This window comes from Caenimonas terrae, from assembly GCF_042655405.1.
GTDB classification, from domain to species: domain Bacteria; phylum Pseudomonadota; class Gammaproteobacteria; order Burkholderiales; family Burkholderiaceae_C; genus Ramlibacter; species Ramlibacter terrae_A.
On sequence record NZ_JBHSMF010000002.1, the window covers coordinates 430,127 to 451,009 of the forward strand.

Genomic DNA, 20,883 nt, shown 5'->3' on the forward strand with positions numbered 1-20,883 from the left:
GTTCAGGCGCCGGCGCGGATGCCGCGCGCCGGCTTGAAGCCGAACAAGCCGGCCAGCAGCAGCGCCGGGAATTGCCGGATGGCGTCGTTGTAGCGCAGCACGGCCTGGTTGAAGCGCTCCGCCGCCGAGCGCGATTGCAGCGTGAGCTGCCGCCACTGCTGCTCCAGCCCCTCGGGGATCGAGGAACCGGCCAGGTCGTTGGCTTCCTGCGAGACGCGGGCCCACGCGCTCAGGAGCACGTCGCGCGCCTCGGACAAGGCAGCGGCCGCCTCGGGGTCGAGCGGGCGCGGCCGCATCGCGGCCAGCGAGACGGTCAGCTGGGTCGCCGCCGCCCGCAGGCCCGACCAGAGTTCGGTCACTTCATCGAGCAGGTCGCCCGGCTGGGTCAGGCCGGTGTGGATCATGGAGGCGGGCAGGCTGGCGTGCACCAGCTCCGCCTGCTGGGTGAGGTCGTGCGCGAGCGCGGTGAAAGCGGCGTTCGCGTCCGAGCGCAGCCGCACCAGACGGTTGTAGGCCCCGACGGACCAGAACAGCAGCACGGCGGCCACCGCCCAGAGTACAAGCGAATTCGGCATGCGGGTATTGTCCACGGGAAAGAAAAAAGCCCCGGCCCGCGCGTTGCGGACCGGGGCTTGGTCGTTGCCGGGGCAACGGCGGGCGATTACTCGGCCGGCGTGCCTTCGCTGGTTTCCGGCGCCGTCGCCTCACCGATGCTGGCCAGTTCCGCGGCTTCGGACTCGGCGATGGCGCGGCGCTCGGCCTCGTCCATCATGTCCTTGGCCTTGCGCGCCTGGTGGTACGCCATGCCGGTGCCGGCGGGGATCAGGCGGCCGACGATCACGTTTTCCTTCAGGCCGCGCAGCTCGTCGCGCTTGCCCATGATCGCCGCCTCGGTCAGCACCCGCGTGGTTTCCTGGAAGGAAGCCGCGGAGATGAACGAGTCGGTCGACAGCGAGGCCTTGGTGATACCGAGCAGCAGGTTGCTGTAGGTCGGCGGGATCTTGCCTTCCCCGCGCAGCCTGTCGTTGGTGTCCAGGATCTCGGAACGCTCGACCTGCTCGCCGGCGATGTAGCCCGAGTCGCCGACGTTCTCGACCACGACCCGGCGCAGCATCTGGCGAACGATCACCTCGATGTGCTTGTCGTTGATCTTCACGCCCTGCAGCCGGTACACGTCCTGCACTTCGTCGACGATGTAGCGCGCCAGTTCTTCCATGCCCAGCAGGCGCAGGATGTCCTGCGGATCGGCCGGACCGTCCACCACCGACTCGCCCTTGTTGACGACCTGGCCTTCGTGCACCAGGATGTTCTTCTCCTTGGGCACCAGCTCCTCGTGCACGCCGCCTTCCGGATCGGTGATCTGCAGGCGGATCTTGCCCTTGGTCTCCTTGCCGAACGACACCGTGCCGGTCATCTCGGCCAGCACGCCCTTGTCCTTGGGCGAGCGGGCCTCGAACAGCTCGGCCACCCGCGGCAGGCCGCCGGTGATGTCGCGCGTCTTCTGGCCTTCGATCGGGATGCGGGCCAGCACTTCGCCGGGACCCACGTCCTGGCCGTCGCGCACCTGCACCAGCGAGCCGACCTGGAAGCCGATCGTCACCGAGTGGTCGGTGCCGGGGATCTTCACCTCGTTGCCGGAGGCGTCGATCAGCTTGACCTGGGGACGGATCACCTTGGCGGCGCCGCGGCGCTTCGGGTCGATCACCACCAGCGTCGACAGGCCGGTGACTTCGTCCACCTGCTTGGCGACGGTCAGCCCTTCCTCGACGTTCTCGAACTTCGCCTTGCCGGCGAATTCCGTGATCACCGGGCGGGTCAGCGGATCCCAGTTGGCCAGCACCGTGCCGGCCTTGATCTGCTGGTCGGCCTTGACGGCCAGGGTGGCGCCGTACGGCACCTTGTGGCGCTCGCGCTCGCGGCCGTGCTCGTCATGGATGACGATCTCGCCGGAGCGGGCGATCACCACCAGCTCGCCCTTGCCGTTGGTCACGTAGCGCATCGTGGCGTTGAAGCCGATCACGCCGTTGGACTTGGCTTCCACGCTCGAAGCGATGGCGGCGCGGGATGCGGCGCCGCCGATGTGGAAGGTCCGCATCGTCAGCTGCGTGCCCGGCTCGCCGATCGACTGGGCGGCGATCACGCCGACCGCTTCGCCGATGTTGATCAGGCCGCCGCGGCCCAGGTCGCGGCCGTAGCACTTGGCGCAGATGCCGAAGCGGGTGGCGCAGGTCAGCGCGGTGCGCACCTTCACCTCGTCGACGCCCACTGCCTCCAGCACGTCGATCAGGTCTTCGTCCAGCATCTCGCCGGACTTGACCAGCACCGCGCGGGTTTCAGGATGCAGCACGTCTTCGGCGGCGGTGCGGCCCAGGATCCGGTCGCGCAGCGATTCGATCACTTCGCCGCCCTCGACGATGGCGCGCATCAGCGAGCCGTCGTGGGTGTCGCAATCCTGCTCGATCACCACCAGGTCCTGCGTCACGTCCACCAGCCGGCGCGTGAGGTAGCCCGAGTTCGCTGTCTTCAGCGCCGTGTCCGCCAGGCCCTTGCGGGCGCCGTGGGTGGAGATGAAGTACTGCAGAACGTTCAGGCCTTCGCGGAAGTTGGCCGTGATCGGGGTCTCGATGATCGAGCCGTCCGGCTTGGCCATCAGGCCCCGCATGCCCGCCAGCTGGCGGATCTGCGCGGCGGAACCGCGGGCGCCCGAGTCGGCCATCATGTAGATGGAGTTGAACGACTCCTGCTCCACTTCCTTGCCGTGGCGGTCGGTGGTCTTTTCCTTGCCCAGCTGGGCCATCATGACCTTGGACACTTCGTCGCCGGCCTTGCCCCAGATGTCCACCACCTTGTTGTAGCGCTCGCCGGAAGTCACCAGGCCCGAGACGTACTGCTGCTCGATCTCCTTCACTTCCTTCTCGGAGCGGGCGATGATGTCGGCCTTCTGCGGCGGCACCAGCATGTCGTCCACGCAGATCGAGATGCCGGCCTTGGTCGCCAGCCGGAAGCCGTTCTGCAGCAGCTTGTCGGCGAACACCACCGTCTCCTTCAGGCCGCACTTGCGGAAGCTGACGTTGATCAGCTTGGAGATTTCCTTCTTCTTCAACGCCTTGTTGATATTGGAGAAGGGCAGCCCGCGCGGCAGGATCTCGGACAGCAGGGCGCGGCCGGCGGTGGTTTCCACCAGCGACGTCGACGAGGTGAACTCGCCGGTTTCCTTGTCCTTCGCCCACTCGGTCAGGCGCACCGTCACCTTGGCGGTGAGGTCCACTTCGCCGGCGTCGAGCGCGCGCTGCACTTCACCGGTGTCGGCAAAGATCAGGCCCTCGCCCTTGGCGTTGATGCGCTCGCGGGTCGTGTAGTACAGGCCCAGCACCACGTCCTGCGAGGGAACGATGGAGGGCTCGCCGTTGGCGGGGAACAGCACGTTGTTGGAGGCCAGCATCAGCGTGCGGCATTCCATCTGCGCTTCCACCGACAGCGGCACGTGGACGGCCATCTGGTCGCCGTCGAAGTCGGCGTTGAAGGCGGCGCAGACCAGCGGGTGCAGCTGGATCGCCTTGCCTTCGATCAGGATCGGCTCGAAGGCCTGGATGCCCAGGCGGTGCAGCGTGGGAGCCCGGTTCAGCATGACCGGGTGCTCCTTGATGACCTCTTCCAGGATGTCCCAGACCACCGGCGTGCCCGATTCCACTTCCTTCTTCGCCGCCTTGATGGTGGTGGCGATGCCCATGGCTTCCAGGCGCGAGAAGATGAAGGGCTTGAACAGCTCCAGCGCCATCAGCTTGGGCAGGCCGCACTGGTGCAGCTTGAGCGTCGGGCCGACCACGATGACCGAGCGGCCCGAGTAGTCGACGCGCTTGCCCAGCAAGTTCTGGCGGAACCGGCCGCTCTTGCCCTTGATCATGTCGGCCAGCGACTTGAGCGCGCGCTTGTTGGCGCCCGTCATGGCCTTGCCGCGGCGGCCGTTGTCCAGCAGCGAGTCGACCGCTTCCTGCAGCATCCGCTTTTCGTTGCGCGCGATGATTTCCGGGGCCTTGAGCTCCAGCAGGCGGCGCAGCCGCGAGTTGCGGTTGATGACGCGGCGGTACAGGTCGTTCAGGTCGGAGGTGGCGAAGCGGCCGCCGTCCAGCGGCACCAGCGGACGCAGGTCCGGCGGCAGCACGGGCAGCACGTCCATCACCATCCAGCCCGGCTTGATGCCCGACTTCTTGAAGGCTTCCAGCACCTTCAGGCGCTTGGCGTTCTTCTTGACCTTGACTTCGGAGCCGGTCAGGTCGCCGCGCAGCTTCTCGATCTCGATGTCGATGTCGATGCCTTCGAGCAGGTCCTTGATGCCTTCGGCGCCCATCTTGGCGATGAACTCGTCGCCGTATTCCTTGCGCTTGGCGTCATAGTCGTCCTCGGACATGATGCTGAACTTCTTCAGCGGCGTCATGCCGGGGTCGGTGACGACGTAGGCTTCGAAGTACAGCACGCGCTCGATGTCGCGCAGCGTCATGTCCAGCACCAGGCCCAGCCGCGACGGCAGCGACTTGAGGAACCAGATGTGGGCGCAGGGCGCGGCCAGGTCGATGTGGCCCATGCGCTCGCGGCGCACCTTGGTCTGCGTGACTTCGACGCCGCACTTCTCGCAGATCACGCCGCGGTGCTTCAGGCGCTTGTACTTGCCGCACAGGCACTCGTAGTCCTTGATGGGGCCGAAGATCTTGGCGCAGAACAGGCCGTCGCGCTCGGGCTTGAAGGTGCGGTAGTTGATGGTTTCCGGCTTCTTGACCTCGCCGAAAGACCAGGAGCGGATCTTCTCGGGCGAAGCCATGCCGATGCGGATGGCATCGAAATGCTCGTCCGGCGTGAACTGCTTGAACAGGTCGAGTAGTGATTTCATGTGTCTTCCTAATCAGTTGGGGACAGAGCTGAAGATCTGTCCCACAAATTCACTTGGACGTTAGCTGCGCTCGAGTTCCATGTCGATGCCCAAGGAACGGATTTCCTTGACCAGGACATTGAACGATTCCGGCATGCCGGCTTCGATGGCGTGCTCGCCCTTGACGATGGACTCGTACACCTTGGTGCGGCCCTGCACGTCGTCGGACTTGACGGTCAGCATTTCCTGCAGCGTGTAGGCGGCGCCATACGCCTCCAGTGCCCACACTTCCATCTCGCCGAAACGCTGTCCGCCGAACTGCGCCTTGCCGCCCAGCGGCTGCTGCGTGACCAGCGAGTACGGGCCAGTGGAGCGGGCGTGCATCTTGTCGTCCACCAGGTGGTGCAACTTCAGCACGTGCATGTAGCCGACCGTGACGGGACGCTCGAACTGGTCGCCGGAGCGGCCGTCGTACAGCATCGCCTGGGTGCGCGTTGCGGTCAGGCCCTTGGCCTTGGCAGCGGCTTCCGGATAGGCCAGCCTGAGCATGCCGCGGATTTCCTCTTCCGAGGCGCCGTCGAACACCGGGGTGGCGAACGGAACGCCCTTGGACAGGTTCTCCGCCATTTCCAGCACGTCTTCGTCGGCCAGCTTGGCGAGGTCTTCCTTGCGGCCGGAGCCGTTGTAGAGCTCGTCCATGAACTTGCGCAGCTCGGCCACCTTGGCCTCCTGCTGCAGCATGTCGCCGATGCGCTGGCCGATGCCCTTGGCAGCCCAGCCCAGGTGCACTTCCAGCACCTGGCCCACGTTCATGCGCGACGGCACGCCCAGCGGGTTCAGCACGATGTCGCACGGCGTGCCGTCCGCCATGTAGGGCATGTCTTCGACCGGAACGATCTTGGACACGACACCCTTGTTGCCGTGGCGGCCGGCCATCTTGTCGCCGGGTTGCAGGCGGCGCTTGACGGCCAGGTAGACCTTGACCATCTTGAGCACGCCGGCCGGCAGTTCGTCGCCCTGCGTCAGCTTCTTGCGCTTTTCCTCGAACGCCAGGTCGAAACTGTGGCGCTGCTGCTCGATCGAGTTCTTGATCGATTCGAGCTGCGATGCCACTTCGTCATCTGCCGGGCGGATGTCGAACCAGTGGAACTTCTCGACCGACGCCAGGTAGGCCTTGTCGATCTTGGTGCCCTTGGCCAGCTTCTGCGGTCCGCCGTTGGCGACCTTGTTGTTCAGGAGCTTCTCGATCCGGTCGAACGCGTCGGCTTCGACGATGCGCAGCTGGTCGTTCAGGTCCAGCCGGAAGCGCTTGAGCTCGTCGTCGATGATCTGCTGGGCCCGCTTGTCGCGCTGGATGCCTTCACGGGTGAAGACCTGCACGTCGATCACTGTGCCCTGCGAGCCCTGGTCGACGCGCAGCGAGGTGTCCTTCACGTCGGAGGCCTTCTCGCCGAAGATCGCGCGCAGCAGCTTTTCTTCCGGCGTCAGCGTGGTCTCGCCCTTGGGCGTGACCTTGCCCACCAGCGTGTCGCCGGGTTGCACCTCGGCGCCGACGTAGATGATGCCGGACTCGTCCAGCCGATTGAGCTGCTGCTCGCTCAGGTTCGGGATGTCGCGGGTGATTTCCTCGGCGCCCAGCTTGGTGTCGCGGGCCATCACCACCAGCTCCTCGATGTGGATCGAGGTGTAGCGGTCGTCGGCGACGACCCGTTCGCTGATCAGGATCGAGTCCTCGAAGTTGTAGCCGTTCCAGGGCATGAACGCCACCAGCATGTTCTGGCCCAGCGCCAGCTCACCGATGTCGGTGGAGGCGCCGTCGGCGATCACGTCGCCCTTGGACAGCTTGTCGCCCTTCTTGACGATGGGACGCTGGTGGATGTTGGTGTTCTGGTTGGAACGCTGGTACTTGATCAGGTTGTAGATGTCCACGCCCACTTCGCCGGCTTGCGCTTCGGCGTCGTTCACGCGCACCACGATGCGGGTGGCGTCCACGTAGTCGACCACGCCGCCGCGGGTGGCGGTGACCACGGTGCCGGAGTCGATCGCGGAGACGCGCTCGATGCCGGTGCCGACGAAGGCCTTTTCCGGACGCAGCACGGGCACGGCCTGGCGCTGCATGTTGGCGCCCATCAGCGCGCGGTTGGCGTCGTCGTGCTCCAGGAACGGCACCAGCGATGCCGCCACCGAGACGATCTGCGCCGGCGACACGTCCATGTACTGGACGCGGTCGGCGCCGCACAGGATGGACTCGCCGCGTTCACGGGCGGAAACCAGTTCGTCGGTCAGCTTGCCGTCCTTGTCCAGCGTCGCATTGGCCTGGGCGATGACGTACTTGCCTTCCTCGATGGCCGACAGGTAATCGATCTGCATCGTCACCTTGCCGTCGATCACCCGGCGGTACGGCGTCTCGATGAAGCCGTATTCGTTCAGGCGGGCGTACAGGGCCAGCGAGTTGATCAGGCCGATGTTCGGGCCTTCCGGCGTTTCGATCGGGCACACGCGGCCGTAGTGGGTGACGTGCACGTCGCGCACTTCGAAGCCGGCGCGCTCGCGGGTCAGGCCGCCCGGGCCGAGGGCCGAGACGCGGCGCTTGTGCGTGATCTCGGACAGCGGGTTGGTCTGGTCCATGAACTGCGACAGCTGGGAGGCGCCGAAGAACTCCTTCAGGGCCGCGGAAATCGGCTTGGAGTTGATCAGGTCGTGCGGCATCAGCGGCTCTTGCTCGGCCTGGCCGAGGCGCTCCTTGACCGCCTTCTCGATCCGGGCCAGGCCGGTGCGGTACTGGTTCTCGGCCAGTTCGCCGACGCAACGCACGCGGCGGTTGCCCAGGTGGTCGATGTCGTCGACTTCGCCGTTGCCGTTGCGCAGGTCCACCAGGATCTTGACCACGGCCAGGATGTCCTCGTTGGTCAGCACCATCGGGCCGGTCGACTCGTCGCGGCCGACCTTGGCGTTGAACTTCATCCGGCCGACGCGCGACAGGTCGTACGTGTCCGGGTTGTAGAACAGGCGCTGGAACAGGGCCTGCACCGCGTCTTCGGTCGGCGGCTCGCCGGGGCGCATCATGCGGTAGATGGCGACGCGGGCGGCGAATTCGTCCACCGTCTCGTCGCTGCGCAGGGTCTGCGACATGTACGCGCCCTGGTCCAGCTCGTTGGTGTAGATCACCTGCAGGTCCTGCACGCCGGCCGTGCGAAGCTTCTTGAGCAGCGCTTCGGTCAGTTCGTCGTTGGCCTTGGCGATGATCTCGCCGGTGTCCTGGTCGACGATGTTGCGTGCGACCACGCGGCCCACCAGGAAGTCTTCCGGCACGCTGATGTGCGTGGTGTTGGTCGTTTCCAGCTCACGGGTGTGGCGGGCGGTGACGCGCTTGTCCTTGGCCACGACCACCTTGCCGGACTTGTCCGTGATGTCGAAGCGGGCCACTTCGCCGCGCAGGCGCTCGGAGACGAACTCCATCTGGGCGCCGCTGTCCATCAGGCGGAAGTTGTCGTTGACGAAGAAATTCGCCAGGATCGATTCGGGCGTCAGGCCGATGGCCTTGAGCAGGATCGTGACCGGCATCTTGCGGCGGCGGTCGACGCGGAAGTACAGCACGTCCTTCGGGTCGAACTCGAAGTCCAGCCAGGAGCCGCGGTACGGGATGATCCGGGCCGAGAACAGCAGCTTGCCCGAGCTGTGGGTCTTGCCCTTGTCGTGCTCGAAGAACACGCCGGGAGAGCGGTGCAGCTGCGAGACGATCACGCGCTCGGTGCCGTTGATGATGAAGGAGCCCTTGTCGGTCATCAGGGGCACTTCGCCCATGTAGACCTCCTGCTCCTTGACTTCCTTGACCACCTTGGACTGCGCGGTCGACGACTCGCGGTCATAGATGATCAGCTGGACCTTGGCGCGCACCGCCGAGGCGTAGGTCAGCCCGCGGGTCTGGCACTCGCGCACGTCGAACGCCGGCTTGGCCAGGTTGTACTCGATGAACTTCATCTCCACGAAGCCGTTGTGCGAGACGATCGGGAAGGCGGCGTCGAACGCGGCCTGCAGACCCTCGATGGTCCGCTTCTGGGGGCCGATGTCTGCCTGCAGGAACGCGGTGTACGCGTCCTTCTGCATCTGCAGCAGGTAGGGAACTTCAAGCACGCTGTCGCGGCTGCCGAAGCTTTTGCGGATGCGTTTGCGTTCGGTATAGGAATAGGCCATGAGATCTCCGGGCTAATGAGCTCTTGCGCAACTGTCTGACCCGCAGCCGGGCCGGGCTGGGGCGTTCTTGGTGGGTTGGCCACTACCAACCATGGCGGACGGCGATGCATTGCACATCGCCCGAACCAAGGCGTCTTCTGCAGTCGGGGTCAGAAGACACTCGGAAAAACTGGGGAACCTTGGATTGGACCAGCTTTTCCGGGTGTGTTCTCGGGCGCTTCCTAGAAGCACCAAAGGCTGGAGGCCCTTTCGGACACTCCAGCCTCGGAACGGGGCCGAATTACTTCAGCTCGACCTTGGCGCCGGCGTCAACCAGCTTCTTCATGGCGGCGTCGGCGTCAGCCTTGTTCAGGCCTTCCTTGACGGCCTTCGGGGCGCCGTCGACCAGGTCCTTGGCTTCCTTCAGGCCCAGGCCGGTGATTTCGCGCACGGCCTTGATGACGGAGACCTTCTGGGCACCGGCTTCCAGCAGCTGCACGGTGAATTCGGTCTTCTCTTCGGCGACCGCGGCAGCGGCGCCGCCGCCACCGGCTGCGGGAGCGGCCATGGCCGCGGCGCTCACGCCGAACTTCTCTTCGATGGCTTTCACCAGCTCGTTGAGTTCCATGACCGTCATGCTGTCCAGCGAGGTCAGAAATGCGTCTTTATCGAATGCCATTTTGATTCCAATCAGATGTCTAGTTAGTTGAGGACAGAGCAGCGCTGCGCATCTGGTCTGTCCCGCAAGGTTTCACGGCTTTAAGCCGCGGCTGCTTCTGCGGGCGCTGCCTCTTCGGCACCACCACCTCGTTTTGCTGCCAGCGCTCCGAGCACCACTGCGGTGCGCGAGATCGGCGACATCAGCAAGCCGCAAAGCTGGGCCAGCAGCACTTCCTTGGTGGGAATGCTTGCCAGCTGCTTCACGCCGTTGACGTCCAGGGCCTTGCCGCCGTAGGCGCCGCCGCGAATCACCAGCTTGTCGTTGGTTTTCGCGAAATCTGCCACCACTTTCGCGGCGGAGACGGCATCCACGGAGAAGCCATAGATCAGCGGGCCGGTCATCTGGTCGGCGACGATGTCAAACGCGCTGCCTGCGACAGCACGGCGGGCCAGGGTGTTCTTCAGAACACTCAGGCTGACGCCCTTGCTGCGCGCATCGTTGCGCAGTTTGGTCATGTCGGCGACCGTGATGCCGCGGTATTCCGCCATCACCAGCGTTTGAGCTTTTGCTGCGAGGCCGGTCACTTCGGTAACGACCGCTTCCTTCTCACTGCGATTCAGACTCAAGGTCTACTCCTTAAAGAGCCTTGGGGTCCGGGGACCCTTCCAGCTCGCCTTACCTGCAGCGACCAACTGTCATCAGAAATCTCTCAATTCCATCTGCAGCGGGATCGCCATCTGCGTTGGTTTTTCGCTATTAAGCGCAGTCGCCTGCGCACCAACGGTCTTGGATGGCCTGGCGGATCCTTGCGGCTCCGCCAGCCCACCACGCCGGCCGTCCCTTGCGGGCCGGCCGATTCTTTCGCGATTACGCCGAGATGGTTTGCGTGTCCACCCGGACACCCAGACCCATCGTCGACGAAACCGCCACTTTCCTGAGGTACACACCCTTGCTGGTAGCCGGCTTGGCCTTGGTCAGCGCGTCGATCAGGGCGACCAGGTTGCCTTGCAGCTTGTCCGCATCGAACGAGCGGCGGCCCAGCGTGGCGTGGATGATCCCGGCCTTGTCGGCGCGGAACTGGACCTGGCCGGCCTTCGCATTGCGAACTGCCTGGGCCACGTCCGGCGTCACGGTGCCGACCTTCGGGTTGGGCATCAGGCCGCGCGGGCCCAGGATCTGGCCCAGCGTACCGACCACGCGCATGGCGTCCGGCGCGGCGATCACCACGTCGAAGGGCATGTCGCCGGCCTTCACGCGGGCAGCCAGGTCGTCCATGCCGACGATGTCGGCGCCGGCGGCCTTGGCTTCTTCAGCCTTGGCGCCCTGGGCGAACACGGCCACGCGCTTGGTCTTGCCGGTGCCGTTGGGCATCACGACGGCGCCGCGGACCACCTGGTCCGACTTCTTCGGGTCGATGCCCAGCTGCACGGCCACGTCGATCGATTCGTCGAACTTGGCAGTGGCGGCTTCCTTGACGATGCCGAGCGCTTCGGGCAGCGGATACAGCTTCAGGCTGTCGACCTTGCCTTGCAGGGCCTTCTGTTTCTTCGTGAGCTTGGTCATTTACACGCCCTCCACATTCACGCCCATGGAACGGGCAGAGCCAGCCAGGGTGCGCACCGCAGCGTCGATGCTGGCGGCGTTCATGTCCTTGAGCTTGGTCTTGGCGATTTCCTCGAGCTGGGCCCGGGTGATCTTGCCGACCTTGTTGTTGTGCGGCGTGGCCGAACCCTTGTCCAGCTTGATCGCCTTCTTGATCAGGACCGTCGCGGGCGGGGTCTTGATGATGAAGGTGAAGCTCTTGTCCGCGAAGGCGGTGATCACCACCGGCAGCGGCAGGCCGGGCTCGACGCCCTGGGTCTGGGCGTTGAACGCCTTGCAGAACTCCATGATGTTCAGGCCACGCTGGCCCAGCGCCGGGCCGATCGGCGGCGACGGATTGGCCTTACCCGCTGGCACTTGCAGCTTGATAAAACCGACGATTTTTTTCGCCATGGTTTACTCCTTGCGGGTGATAACGCCTGGGCTCAAGGCCTGGGCTCCCCGGGGTTTCAGCTCTTTGTCTACGCCCCCTGCCGAGCCGTATAGGCAGGAGGACTTCTCAATCCGTTGAGGACAGAGCACGCCTTGCGCGGTCTGCCCCCCAAGGTCTCAGGTCTTTTCGACTTGAGAGAACTCCAGTTCGACCGGGGTGGCGCGGCCGAAGATCGTCACCGACACGCGGACCTTGTTCTTTTCGTAGTTCACTTCTTCGACGGTGCCGTTGAAGTCGGTGAACGGGCCGTCCTTGACGCGCACGTATTCACCGACCACGAACTCCACCTTGTGGCGGGGCTTCTCGGTGCCCTCTTCCATCTGGCCCAGGATCTTGCCGACCTCTTCTTCGGAGATCGGCGCCGGGCGGTTCTTGGCGCCGCCGACGAAACCGGTGACCTTGTTGGTGTGCTTGACCAGGTGCCAGGTGTCGTCGTTCATGATCATCTGGACCAGGACGTAGCCCGGATAGAAGCGCCGCTCGGACGTCTTCTTCTGGCCGTTCTTGATCTCGACGACCTCTTCGGTCGGCACCAGGATCTCGCCGAACATGTCCTGCATGCCGGCGCGCAGGATGCGCTCGCGGATGTTGCGCTCGACGGCCTTTTCCATGCCCGAATAGGCGTGGACGACGTACCAGCGCAGGTCCGGGTTCACCGGCTTGGCCGGCGCCGCGGGCTTCGAGTCGTCGGTGGAGGTTTCGATTTCGCTCATTACTTCTTCCAGCCCAGGATCGCGTCGTAGAACAGCCATTCCAGGGTCTTGTCGGTCAGCCAAAGGAACAGGGCCATGATCACCACGAAGCCGAACACGTAGGCGGTCATCTGGATGGCCTCCTTGCGGCTCGGCCAGACCACCTTCTTGACTTCGCGCCAGGAATCCCGGCCGAAGGCGACGAACTGCTTGCCGGGCTCGGACACCATGAACACCACCACCGCCACCACCAGGCAGGCGATCAGGGCGCCCCATTGCACGATCTGGCCCTGCTTGCCCAGCAGGTAGAAGGCGGCAAGCGCACCAATGACCAGCAGCAATGCCGCTGCCAGCTTCGCCTTGTCGGCGCTGGTGCTGACGGTTTCAACTTGAGTCGTGGCCATGGTTGGCGTTTTCCTGCTTCAAATCACGTGCTTTTGAAGGCACTAAACCCGCCTTCCGGCGGGTTCGGGTTGTTGCCACTCAGGTGGCAGGGGCAGTAGGAATCGAACCTACAACCTTCGGTTTTGGAGACCGACGCTCTGCCAATTGAGCTATACCCCTTCGGTTTCTAATCGGCTGGAGACAGAGCTAGAGATCCGTCCCCAAGACAAATCACTCCAAGATCTTGGCAACAACACCGGAGCCGACGGTCTTGCCGCCTTCGCGGATGGCAAAGCGCAGGCCTTCCTGCATGGCGATCGGGTTGATCAGCTTGACGGTGATCGACACGTTGTCGCCGGGCATGACCATTTCCTTGTCCTTGGGCAACTCGATGGCGCCGGTCACGTCCGTGGTGCGGAAGTAGAACTGGGGCCGGTAGTTGTTGAAGAACGGCGTGTGGCGACCGCCCTCGTCCTTGCTCAGCACATAGACTTCGGCGGTGAAGTGCGTGTGCGGCTTGATCGAACCGGGCTTGCACAGCACCTGGCCGCGCTCGACTTCTTCGCGCTTGGTGCCGCGCAGCAGCACCCCGACGTTGTCGCCGGCCTGGCCCTGGTCCAGCAGCTTGCGAAACATTTCCACGCCGGTGCAGGTGGTCTTGATGGTCGGCTTGATGCCCACGATCTCGATTTCCTCGCCGACCTTGACGATGCCGCGCTCGACCCGGCCCGTCACCACGGTGCCGCGGCCGGAGATGGAGAACACGTCTTCCACCGGCATCAGGAACGCGCCGTCGATGGCTCGCTCGGGCTGGGGAATGTAGCTGTCCATCGCGTCGGCCAGCTTCATGATGGCTTCTTCGCCCAGGGGACCCTTGTCGCCTTCCAGCGCCAGCTTGGCCGAGCCGTGGATGATCGGGGTGCTATCACCCGGGAAGTCGTATTTGTCCAGCAGCTCGCGCAGTTCCATCTCGACCAGCTCGAGCAGCTCGGCGTCGTCGACCATGTCGCACTTGTTCAGGAACACGATGATGTAAGGCACGCCCACCTGGCGCGCCAGCAGGATGTGCTCGCGGGTCTGGGGCATCGGGCCGTCGGCGGCCGAGCACACCAGGATCGCGCCGTCCATCTGGGCGGCGCCGGTGATCATGTTCTTGACGTAGTCGGCGTGGCCGGGGCAGTCCACGTGCGCGTAGTGACGGTTCTTGGTCTCGTACTCCACGTGGGCGGTGTTGATCGTGATGCCGCGCGCTTTTTCTTCCGGAGCCGCGTCGATCTGGTCATAGGCCTTGGCTTCGCCGCCGAACTTGGCCGCCAGCACCGAGGTGATCGCCGCCGTCAGCGTCGTCTTGCCGTGGTCCACGTGGCCGATGGTGCCCACGTTGACGTGCGGCTTGGTCCGCTCGAATTTTCCTTTTGCCATTTTTCGACTCCGAAAAAGAAACTGATCAACAAAAACTGGTGCCCTTTGCGGGAATCGGACCCGCGACCTCCCCCTTACCAAGGGGGTGCTCTACCACTGAGCCAAAAGGGCGAAATTCCATGTTCGCCTTGCAAACACTCGCCATGACCGACGAAGCGGTTCGTGGAGCGGGAGACGGGAATCGAACCCGCGTCATTAGCTTGGAAGGCTAGGGTTCTACCATTGAACTACTCCCGCAAACGGGGGCGATTCTTCAACCCTCGCAGGCTTTCCACAGCGCTACACAAATCACTTCTATCAATCGCCAACCCTCAAAAAAGGCTTGGTGGAGGAGGCTGGATTCGAACCAGCGTAGGCGTAAGCCAACAGATTTACAGTCTGCCCCCTTTAGCCACTCGGGCACCCCTCCGGCGAACCTCGAAATATACCACGCTTTTGGCAGCCCATCCAGCCGGCATGCGGCCAAAGACCCTGCCTCGGCCCACGCGCGACGAACCTGGAGGCGTCGGCCGCGCAACGGTCCGCGTTTGACACGCGCAGTGCACGAATGTTGCGTACGGTCGGCCCATGCGAACACTCAATCTGGCTCTTCAGGGCGGCGGCTCCCACGGCGCCTTCACCTGGGGGGTGCTCGACGCCCTGCTGGCCGATCCCAGGATCGGCTTCGAAGGCCTCAGCGGCACCAGCGCCGGCGCCGTCAATGCGGTGGCACTGGCCAGCGGCTATGCGACCGGACTGGCCAATGGCACCGATCCCCGCCGCGGCGCCCGCGATTCGCTGGCCCGGATCTGGAACCAGATCTCCGCCTGGGGCGCTGCCGGCTCGCTCCAGCAGCGCTTCGCCAGCATGCTGTGGGGCGGCCTTCCGCCCGAGTTGGCGCCCACCAACATCTGGGCCAATGCGATGCGCGGGCTGTTCTCGCCGTACCAGTCCAACCCGCTCGACATCAACCCGCTGCGCAATCTGCTGGAGCAGGAGATCGATTTCGCCGCGATCGCCCGCGCCCCGCAGCTGAAGGTGTTCGTCTGCGCCACCCACGTGCGCACCGGCCGGGCGGTGATCTTCAGCGGCGCCCGGCTCGATGCCCAGGCCGTCACGGCGTCGGCCTGCCTGCCGATGCTGTTCAGGGCGGTGACGATCGACGACGAGGACTACTGGGACGGCGGCTACTCGGTGAATCCGCCGCTGACGCCGCTGATCACCCACTGCGCCTGCGCGGACGTGATGCTGGTGCAGATCAACCCGCTGCGCCAGGAGCACACGCCACACAAGCCCGACCAGATCCTGGACCGCGTCAACGAGCTGACCTTCAACGCCAGCCTGCTGCCGCAGATGCGCGCCATCGACCTGATCAACCGGCTGCTGAGCGAGGGCGCGCTGGACCCGTCACGCGCCAGGCAGGTGCTGCTGCACCGGATCGACGGCGGCGAGGAGATGAAGGTCTATCCGGCCTCCACCAAGAGCTCGACCGACGCCGCGCTGATCCGCAACCTGTTCGAGCTCGGCCAGCAACGCACGCACGACTGGCTGGCCCACCACTTCGAGGCGATCGGACGGCATGGAACGGTGGACATCCGGCGCGACTACCTCGACGGTGCGCAAGGCCAGGTCACGGAAACGGCGTCCGGGCCGCGCCGCCTGTCCTTGCCGGCGTGGCTGGCCCGCTTGTTCCGGCGCACGCCGCGCTAAGGCCTAGAGAACGTCGGGATGGCCGCGCACCGCCAGCCACTGGCGGGCGGTGAGGAAATGGCCGCAACCCAGGAACGGGGCTGGCGGGCGCAGGGCCGAGAGCGGCGACGGATGGTTGGCCTGCAGGATCAGCGCATCGCAGCCATGGGCCAGCGCCGTCCGCTCGATCAGGCCGGCCTTGGCCTGCGCGTGCGCCCCCCACAGCAGGTAGACGCAGGGCGACGCCGTCTTCGCCACCTGCTCCAGCAAGGCGTCGGTCAGCGTTTCCCAGCCCTTCTTCGCATGGCTGCCGGCCTGCCCCTCCTCCACCGTGAGGCTGGTGTTGAGCAGCAGCACACCGCGCCGGGCCCATTCCACCAGCGAGCCATGCTCGGGCACGGGCTCCTGCAGCGTCGCCAGCCGCTCCTTGAAGATGTTGCGCAGCGAGGGCGGCAGCCGCACGCCCCTGGCCACCGAGAAGGCCAGCCCCTCGGCCTGGCCGGCGCCGTGGTACGGGTCCTGACCCAGGATCACGGCCCGCACCTTGTGCAGCGGCGTCAGTTCCAGCGCCCGCAGCGGCCGCGGCGGAAAGATGGTGGCGCCGGCGGCGAGCCGGCCGCGGATGAATTCGCCGAGCTGCGCGCCGGCGGGACTGGCCAGGAAGGCGTCCACCACCAGCTTCCAGTCGGGAGCGACCGGCCACTGCTCGGGCTCCCAGCGCTCCAGCCGATCGTCCATCAATGGCCGAACAACTCAGCCAGCGCCAGCCCCGGGTCGTCGGCGCGCATGAACGCCTCGCCGACCAGGAACGCGTTCACGCCGGCGTCGCGCATGGTCTTGACGTCGGCCGGCATGCGGATGCCCGACTCGGTCACCAGCAGTCGGTCGGCCGGCACCTCCTGCCGCAATGACAGCGTGGTGTCCAGCGACACCTCGAAGCTGCGCAGGTTGCGGTTGTTGATGCCGATCAGCGGCGTCTTGAGCCTGAGCGCGCGCTGCAGTTCGGCGCCGTCGTGCACCTCCACCAGCACCGCCATGTCCAGGCTGCGGGCAATCGCTTCCAGCTCGGCCATCCTGGCGTCGTCCAGGCAGGCGGCGATCAGCAGGATGCAGTCGGCCCCCATCACGCGCGATTCGTAGACCTGGTAAGGATCGACCATGAAGTCCTTGCGCAGCACCGGCAACTCGCAGGAGGCCCGCGCCTGCTTGAGGAAATCGGGTTCGCCCTGGAAGAACTCGCGGTCGGTCAGCACCGACAGGCAGGCGGCGCTGGTCTTGCCGTCGCCCTCGGCATAGGCCTGCGCGATGTCGGCGGGAATGAACTCCTCGCGCAGCACGCCCTTGCTGGGGCTGGCCTTCTTGATCTCGGCGATCACCGCGCTCTGGCCGGCGGCGATCTTGCGGCGCATGGCGCCGATGAAGTCGCGCGTCAGCACGCGCGTTTGCGCGTCGGCGCGCATGGCCGCCAGCGGCTTGCGCTTGGCGGCAAAGGCGATCTCTTCGCGCTTGACCGCGACGATCTTGTCCAGGATGTCGCTCATCGGCTCAGGCTCCCAGCGAGTTCGACAGCGCCACCAGCTGCTCCAGCCTGGCCTTGGCCGCACCCGATTCCACCGCCGTGCGCGCCAGGGCGATGCCCTCCTTCATGGTCGGCGCCACGTTGGCGGCATACAGCGCCACGCCGGCGTTGAGGATGGCGATGTCGCGCGGCGCACCGGGCTGGTTGTCCAGGACGGCCAGCAGCATCGCCCTGGACTGCTCCGGCGTCTCCACCTTGAGCGCGCGGTTGCTGGCCATCGCCATGCCGAAGTCCTCCGGATGGATCTCGTACTCCTTGATCTCGCCGTTCTTCAGTTCCCCCACCATGGTCGCGGCGCCGAGGCTGACTTCGTCCATGCCGTCGCGGCCGTAGACCACCACGGCGTGGTTGGCGCCCAGCCGCTGCAGCGCCCGCACCTGGATGCCGACCAGGTCCGGATGGAACACGCCCATCAGGATGTTGGGCGCGTCGGCAGGATTGGTCAGCGGCCCGAGGATGTTGAAGATGGTGCGCACGCCCAGTTCCTTGCGGATCGGCGCGACGTTCTTCATCGCCGGATGGTGGTTGGGCGCGAACATGAAGCCGATGCCGACCTCGGCGATGCACCTGGCGATCGCCTCGGGCGCCAGGTTGATGTTCAGGCCCAGGCTTTCCAGCACGTCGGCGCTGCCGCTCTTGCTCGAGACGCTGCGCCCGCCGTGCTTGCTGACCTTGGCGCCGGCCGCGGCGGCGATGAACATCGAGCAGGTGGAGATGTTGAAGGTGTGCGAGCCGTCGCCGCCGGTGCCGACGATGTCCACCAGGTGTGTCTTGTCGGCGACATGGACCTTGGTGGAGAACTCGCGCATGACCTGGGCGGCCGCCGTGATCTCGCCGATGGTTTCCTTCTTGACGCGCAGGCCGGTGATCAGCGCCGCCATCATCACCGGCGACAGCTCGCCGCTCATGATCAGCCGGACGATCCGCAGCATCTCGTCGTGAAAGATCTCGCGGTGCTCGATGGTGCGCTGCAGCGCTTCCTGGGGGGTGATGGGCATGGTGTTCTCCATGGAGATCTAGCGTGAAGGATTGTCGGACAAAGCGAGCTTCAGTCCGAAGCCCAGGAACATGGCGCCGGCCGCGCGCTCCAGCCAGTGCATGCCCTTGCGGACCGCGCCGACGCGGGACGACAACCAGGCGGCGGCCAGCGCCCAGCCGATGTTGACCCACAGGCCGTTGAAATTGAACAGCAGGCCCAGCAGCAGGAAGGCCAGCGACTTGTGCTCGATGGCCGGCCCGATGAACTGCGGCAGGAAGGCCAGGAAGAACAGCGCCACCTTGGGATTGAGCGCGTTGGTGGCGAAGCCGCGCAGGAAAATGGCCTGGAGGTCGGCCGCCGCGGTTGCCTGCACGTGATGCGTGCCGGCGTCCATGGCCGGCGGCGCGCTCGAACGCAGCATCCTGAGGCCCACCCACACCAGGTAGGCGGCGCCGATCCACTTGAGCACCGTGAATGCGGTCGCCGATGCGGCCAGCAGCGCGCTGACGCCGACGGCGGCCGCGAAGATGTGCACGAAGCAGCCGGCCGTGATGCCGAACGCCGCGACGACCCCGGCCCGGGCTCCGGACTTGAGCGCATGGGTGACGATGTAGAGCACGTCGGGACCGGGCGTGAGGTTCAGCAGCAGGCCGGCCGCGATGAAGAGCAGGAGCTGGTCGGTTGCCACGGCGCTCAGCCCAGGAAGTGCCGGCGGACCGCCGCGATGGCCCGGTCGATCCCCGCCTCGTCCACATCGAGATGGGTGGCGAAGCGCAGGCGGTACAGCCCGGTGGCCAGCACGCCCTGGGCCGCCAGGTTCTGGATCAGCCCCTGCGACTTCGCCCGCGCCGGCCCGGCGAGGTCGACGAAGACCATGTTGGTGTGCGGCGCCTCCACCAGGACGCCATCGATGCCGGCCAGGCCCTCGGCCAGTCGCCTGGCCAGCGCATGGTCCTGCGCCATCCGCTCGACGTGGTGATCCAGCGCATAGGATGCCGCGGCAGCCAGCATGCCGGCCTGGCGCATCGCGCCGCCGGCCATCTTGCGGATCCGCCGCGCCCTGGCGATGTAGTCGCGCGAGCCGCACAGCGCGGAGCCCACCGGCGCGCCCAGCCCCTTGCTGAAACAGACCGAGACGCTGTCGAAGCACTGTGCAATCCGCCTCGCCTGCGCAAACACCGCCCGCACTGAGCCTGGCGAAGTGCTCGCCTGGGCTTCGACTACCCCAGCCCCGGCCGCCTGGGCCACGGCGGCATTGAACAAGCGCGCCCCGTCGAGATGGCGCGCCAGCCCCTTGCTCTTGGCCAGCGCCGTCGCCTGTTCCACATAGGCCATCGGCAGCAGCTTGCCGCCCAGCGTGTTTTCCAGGGCCAGCAGGCGGCTCCGCGCGAAGTGCGGGTCGTCCGGCTTGATCGCCTCCTCGATGTCGGCAAGCGCCAGCGTGCCGTCCGGCTGGTGTGCGATCGGCTGCGGCTGGACGCTGCCGAACACGGCCGCGCCGCCGCCTTCCCAGCGGTAGCAGTGCGCCATCTGGCCGACGATGTACTCGTCGCCGCGCTGGCAATGGGAAAGCACGCCGCACAGGTTGCTCTGGGTGCCGGTGGGCACGAACAGCGCGGCCTCGAATCCGAGCAGCGCGGCGATCTTGTCCTGCAGCGCGTTGACGCTCGGGTCGTCGCCGAACACGTCGTCGCCCAGCGGAGCGGCAGCCATGGCCTCGCGCATGGCGGCGGTGGGACGGGTGACGGTGTCGCTGCGCAGGTCGACGACGGGGGTGTTGCTGTTCATGCTGCTCGCTCCAGGAAGTTTTTCAGCAGCGCGTGGCCGTGCTCGCTGAGGACGGATTCGGGGTGGAACTGAACGCCCTCGACCGCCAGTTCCTTGTGCCGCACGCCCATGATTTCGCCGTCCTCGGTCCAGGCCGTGGTGGCGAGATCGGCCGGGCAGGAGGACTTTTCGATCGCCAGCGAGTGGTAGCGGTTGACGGTGAACTGCTGCGGCAATCCGGCGAACACGCCCTCGCCGGTGGTGGTGATCACGCTGGTCTTGCCGTGCATCAGCTGCTGCGCGCGCACGATCTTGCCGCCGAACGCGGCCCCGATGCTCTGGTGGCCCAGGCACACGCCCAGGATCGGCAGCTTGCCGGCGAAGTGCCGGATCGCTTCCACCGAGATGCCCGCTTCGGCCGGGGAACAGGGCCCCGGTGAGACCACCAGCCGGTCCGGCTTGCGCGCGGCGATGCCGGCCACGGTGATCTCGTCGTTGCGGAACACTTCCACCTGCGCACCCAGTTCGCCGAAGTACTGCACCAGGTTGTAGGTGAAGCTGTCGTAGTTGTCGATCATGAGGAGTTTCATTCTTGATTGCTCCCTGAAAGCGGACGGCCGGACGCAGAAAACGCAGAAGAAACGCGGAACACGCAGCAA

At 65.8% G+C, this 20,883-nt stretch carries 17 protein-coding genes and 4 tRNA genes; 1 reads left to right on the forward strand and 20 read right to left on the reverse strand.

Features of this window, described 5'->3' with window-relative positions:
• Positions 1-2 precede the first annotated feature (2 nt).
• The 14 genes from ACFPOE_RS02085 to ACFPOE_RS02150 all read right to left on the reverse strand — a co-directional run bounded on the left by ACFPOE_RS02085 (position 3) and on the right by ACFPOE_RS02150 (position 14,640).
• Positions 3-575 (reverse strand): LemA family protein, encoded by a 573-nt coding sequence (locus tag ACFPOE_RS02085; RefSeq protein ID WP_376848338.1) that lies wholly within the window; start codon positions 573-575, stop codon positions 3-5.
• Between the two features lie 86 nt (positions 576-661).
• Complete coding sequence (gene rpoC / locus ACFPOE_RS02090; protein ID WP_376848339.1) at positions 662-4,885, reverse strand: DNA-directed RNA polymerase subunit beta'; 4,224 nt, start codon at positions 4,883-4,885, stop codon at positions 662-664.
• 60 nt (positions 4,886-4,945) lie between these two features.
• Entirely contained in the window at positions 4,946-9,058 is a 4,113-nt protein-coding gene (rpoB, locus tag ACFPOE_RS02095; protein ID WP_376848340.1) for a DNA-directed RNA polymerase subunit beta, read from the reverse strand.
• 280 nt (positions 9,059-9,338) lie between these two features.
• Positions 9,339-9,716: a 50S ribosomal protein L7/L12 gene (gene rplL / locus ACFPOE_RS02100; protein WP_376848341.1), complete on the reverse strand. Its 378-nt coding sequence runs from the start codon at positions 9,714-9,716 to the stop codon at positions 9,339-9,341.
• Between the two features lie 80 nt (positions 9,717-9,796).
• Positions 9,797-10,324, reverse strand: a complete 528-nt coding sequence (gene rplJ / locus ACFPOE_RS02105) for a 50S ribosomal protein L10 (RefSeq protein WP_376848342.1) — start codon at positions 10,322-10,324, stop codon at positions 9,797-9,799.
• Positions 10,325-10,565: 241 nt separating this feature from the next.
• Positions 10,566-11,261 (reverse strand): 50S ribosomal protein L1, encoded by a 696-nt coding sequence (gene rplA / locus ACFPOE_RS02110; protein ID WP_376848343.1) that lies wholly within the window; start codon positions 11,259-11,261, stop codon positions 10,566-10,568.
• The gene (rplK, locus tag ACFPOE_RS02115; protein ID WP_376848344.1) at positions 11,262-11,693 is read right to left on the reverse strand and encodes a 50S ribosomal protein L11; all 432 of its coding nucleotides are present in this window, start codon (positions 11,691-11,693) and stop codon (positions 11,262-11,264) included. It lies immediately after the preceding gene.
• A gap of 156 nt (positions 11,694-11,849) precedes the next feature.
• The gene (nusG, locus tag ACFPOE_RS02120) at positions 11,850-12,446 is read right to left on the reverse strand and encodes a transcription termination/antitermination protein NusG (RefSeq protein ID WP_376848345.1); all 597 of its coding nucleotides are present in this window, start codon (positions 12,444-12,446) and stop codon (positions 11,850-11,852) included.
• Positions 12,446-12,829 carry a preprotein translocase subunit SecE gene (secE, locus tag ACFPOE_RS02125; protein WP_376848346.1) on the reverse strand — a complete coding sequence of 128 codons (384 nt, stop codon included), beginning with the start codon at positions 12,827-12,829 and terminating at the stop codon, positions 12,446-12,448. Before secE ends, nusG begins: the two co-directional genes overlap by 1 nt.
• Positions 12,830-12,913: 84 nt before the next feature.
• Positions 12,914-12,989 (reverse strand) — tRNA-Trp (locus tag ACFPOE_RS02130).
• Between the two features lie 51 nt (positions 12,990-13,040).
• The gene (gene tuf / locus ACFPOE_RS02135) at positions 13,041-14,231 is read right to left on the reverse strand and encodes an elongation factor Tu (protein ID WP_376848347.1); all 1,191 of its coding nucleotides are present in this window, start codon (positions 14,229-14,231) and stop codon (positions 13,041-13,043) included.
• 36 nt (positions 14,232-14,267) lie between these two features.
• Positions 14,268-14,342, reverse strand: a tRNA-Thr gene (locus tag ACFPOE_RS02140).
• 52 nt (positions 14,343-14,394) lie between these two features.
• Positions 14,395-14,468 (reverse strand) — tRNA-Gly (locus ACFPOE_RS02145).
• Positions 14,469-14,554: 86 nt separating this feature from the next.
• Positions 14,555-14,640: transfer RNA gene (locus tag ACFPOE_RS02150), tRNA-Tyr, on the reverse strand.
• Between the two features lie 158 nt (positions 14,641-14,798).
• On the opposite strand from ACFPOE_RS02150, the gene ACFPOE_RS02155 reads away from it, so the two are divergent.
• The gene (locus ACFPOE_RS02155; RefSeq protein WP_376848348.1) at positions 14,799-15,920 is read left to right on the forward strand and encodes a patatin-like phospholipase family protein; all 1,122 of its coding nucleotides are present in this window, start codon (positions 14,799-14,801) and stop codon (positions 15,918-15,920) included.
• Between the two features lie 3 nt (positions 15,921-15,923).
• On the opposite strand, the gene ACFPOE_RS02160 is transcribed toward ACFPOE_RS02155, so the two are convergent.
• Genes ACFPOE_RS02160 through ACFPOE_RS02185 form a run of 6 tightly spaced genes read right to left on the reverse strand, consistent with a single transcriptional unit; the run spans position 15,924 to position 20,814 of the window.
• Entirely contained in the window at positions 15,924-16,637 is a 714-nt protein-coding gene (locus ACFPOE_RS02160) for a uracil-DNA glycosylase (RefSeq protein WP_376848349.1), read from the reverse strand.
• Positions 16,637-17,440 (reverse strand): indole-3-glycerol phosphate synthase TrpC, encoded by an 804-nt coding sequence (gene trpC / locus ACFPOE_RS02165; RefSeq protein WP_376848350.1) that lies wholly within the window; start codon positions 17,438-17,440, stop codon positions 16,637-16,639. The genes ACFPOE_RS02160 and trpC overlap by 1 nt, the downstream gene beginning before the upstream one ends.
• A gap of 4 nt (positions 17,441-17,444) precedes the next feature.
• Positions 17,445-18,476, reverse strand: a complete 1,032-nt coding sequence (gene trpD / locus ACFPOE_RS02170; RefSeq protein ID WP_376848351.1) for an anthranilate phosphoribosyltransferase — start codon at positions 18,474-18,476, stop codon at positions 17,445-17,447.
• 18 nt (positions 18,477-18,494) lie between these two features.
• Positions 18,495-19,154, reverse strand: a complete 660-nt coding sequence (locus tag ACFPOE_RS02175; RefSeq protein ID WP_376848788.1) for a LysE family translocator — start codon at positions 19,152-19,154, stop codon at positions 18,495-18,497.
• Positions 19,151-20,245, reverse strand: a complete 1,095-nt coding sequence (locus ACFPOE_RS02180) for a GntG family PLP-dependent aldolase (protein ID WP_376848352.1) — start codon at positions 20,243-20,245, stop codon at positions 19,151-19,153. The genes ACFPOE_RS02175 and ACFPOE_RS02180 overlap by 4 nt, the downstream gene beginning before the upstream one ends.
• On the reverse strand, positions 20,242-20,814 hold the full coding sequence (locus tag ACFPOE_RS02185; RefSeq protein WP_376848353.1) for an aminodeoxychorismate/anthranilate synthase component II: 573 nt from the start codon (positions 20,812-20,814) through the stop codon (positions 20,242-20,244). Before ACFPOE_RS02185 ends, ACFPOE_RS02180 begins: the two co-directional genes overlap by 4 nt.
• Between the last annotated feature and the right edge of the window lie 69 nt (positions 20,815-20,883).

Excerpts from the sequence above, each read along its gene's own strand:
- ACFPOE_RS02085 (WP_376848338.1), bottom strand. The coding sequence starts at position 575 with ATGCCGAATTCGCTTGTACTCTGGGCGGTGGCCGCCGTGCTGCTGTTC.
- rpoC (WP_376848339.1), bottom strand. The coding sequence starts at position 4,885 with ATGAAATCACTACTCGACCTGTTCAAGCAGTTCACGCCGGACGAGCAT.
- rpoB (WP_376848340.1), bottom strand. The coding sequence starts at position 9,058 with ATGGCCTATTCCTATACCGAACGCAAACGCATCCGCAAAAGCTTCGGC.
- rplL (WP_376848341.1), bottom strand. The coding sequence starts at position 9,716 with ATGGCATTCGATAAAGACGCATTTCTGACCTCGCTGGACAGCATGACG.
- rplA (WP_376848343.1), bottom strand. The coding sequence starts at position 11,261 with ATGACCAAGCTCACGAAGAAACAGAAGGCCCTGCAAGGCAAGGTCGAC.
- rplK (WP_376848344.1), bottom strand. The coding sequence starts at position 11,693 with ATGGCGAAAAAAATCGTCGGTTTTATCAAGCTGCAAGTGCCAGCGGGT.
- nusG (WP_376848345.1), bottom strand. The coding sequence starts at position 12,446 with ATGAGCGAAATCGAAACCTCCACCGACGACTCGAAGCCCGCGGCGCCG.
- secE (WP_376848346.1), bottom strand. The coding sequence starts at position 12,829 with ATGGCCACGACTCAAGTTGAAACCGTCAGCACCAGCGCCGACAAGGCG.
- tuf (WP_376848347.1), bottom strand. The coding sequence starts at position 14,231 with ATGGCAAAAGGAAAATTCGAGCGGACCAAGCCGCACGTCAACGTGGGC.
- ACFPOE_RS02155 (WP_376848348.1), top strand. The coding sequence starts at position 14,799 with ATGCGAACACTCAATCTGGCTCTTCAGGGCGGCGGCTCCCACGGCGCC.
- ACFPOE_RS02160 (WP_376848349.1), bottom strand. The coding sequence starts at position 16,637 with ATGGACGATCGGCTGGAGCGCTGGGAGCCCGAGCAGTGGCCGGTCGCT.
- trpC (WP_376848350.1), bottom strand. The coding sequence starts at position 17,440 with ATGAGCGACATCCTGGACAAGATCGTCGCGGTCAAGCGCGAAGAGATC.
- trpD (WP_376848351.1), bottom strand. The coding sequence starts at position 18,476 with ATGCCCATCACCCCCCAGGAAGCGCTGCAGCGCACCATCGAGCACCGC.
- ACFPOE_RS02180 (WP_376848352.1), bottom strand. The coding sequence starts at position 20,245 with ATGAACAGCAACACCCCCGTCGTCGACCTGCGCAGCGACACCGTCACC.
- ACFPOE_RS02185 (WP_376848353.1), bottom strand. The coding sequence starts at position 20,814 with ATGAAACTCCTCATGATCGACAACTACGACAGCTTCACCTACAACCTG.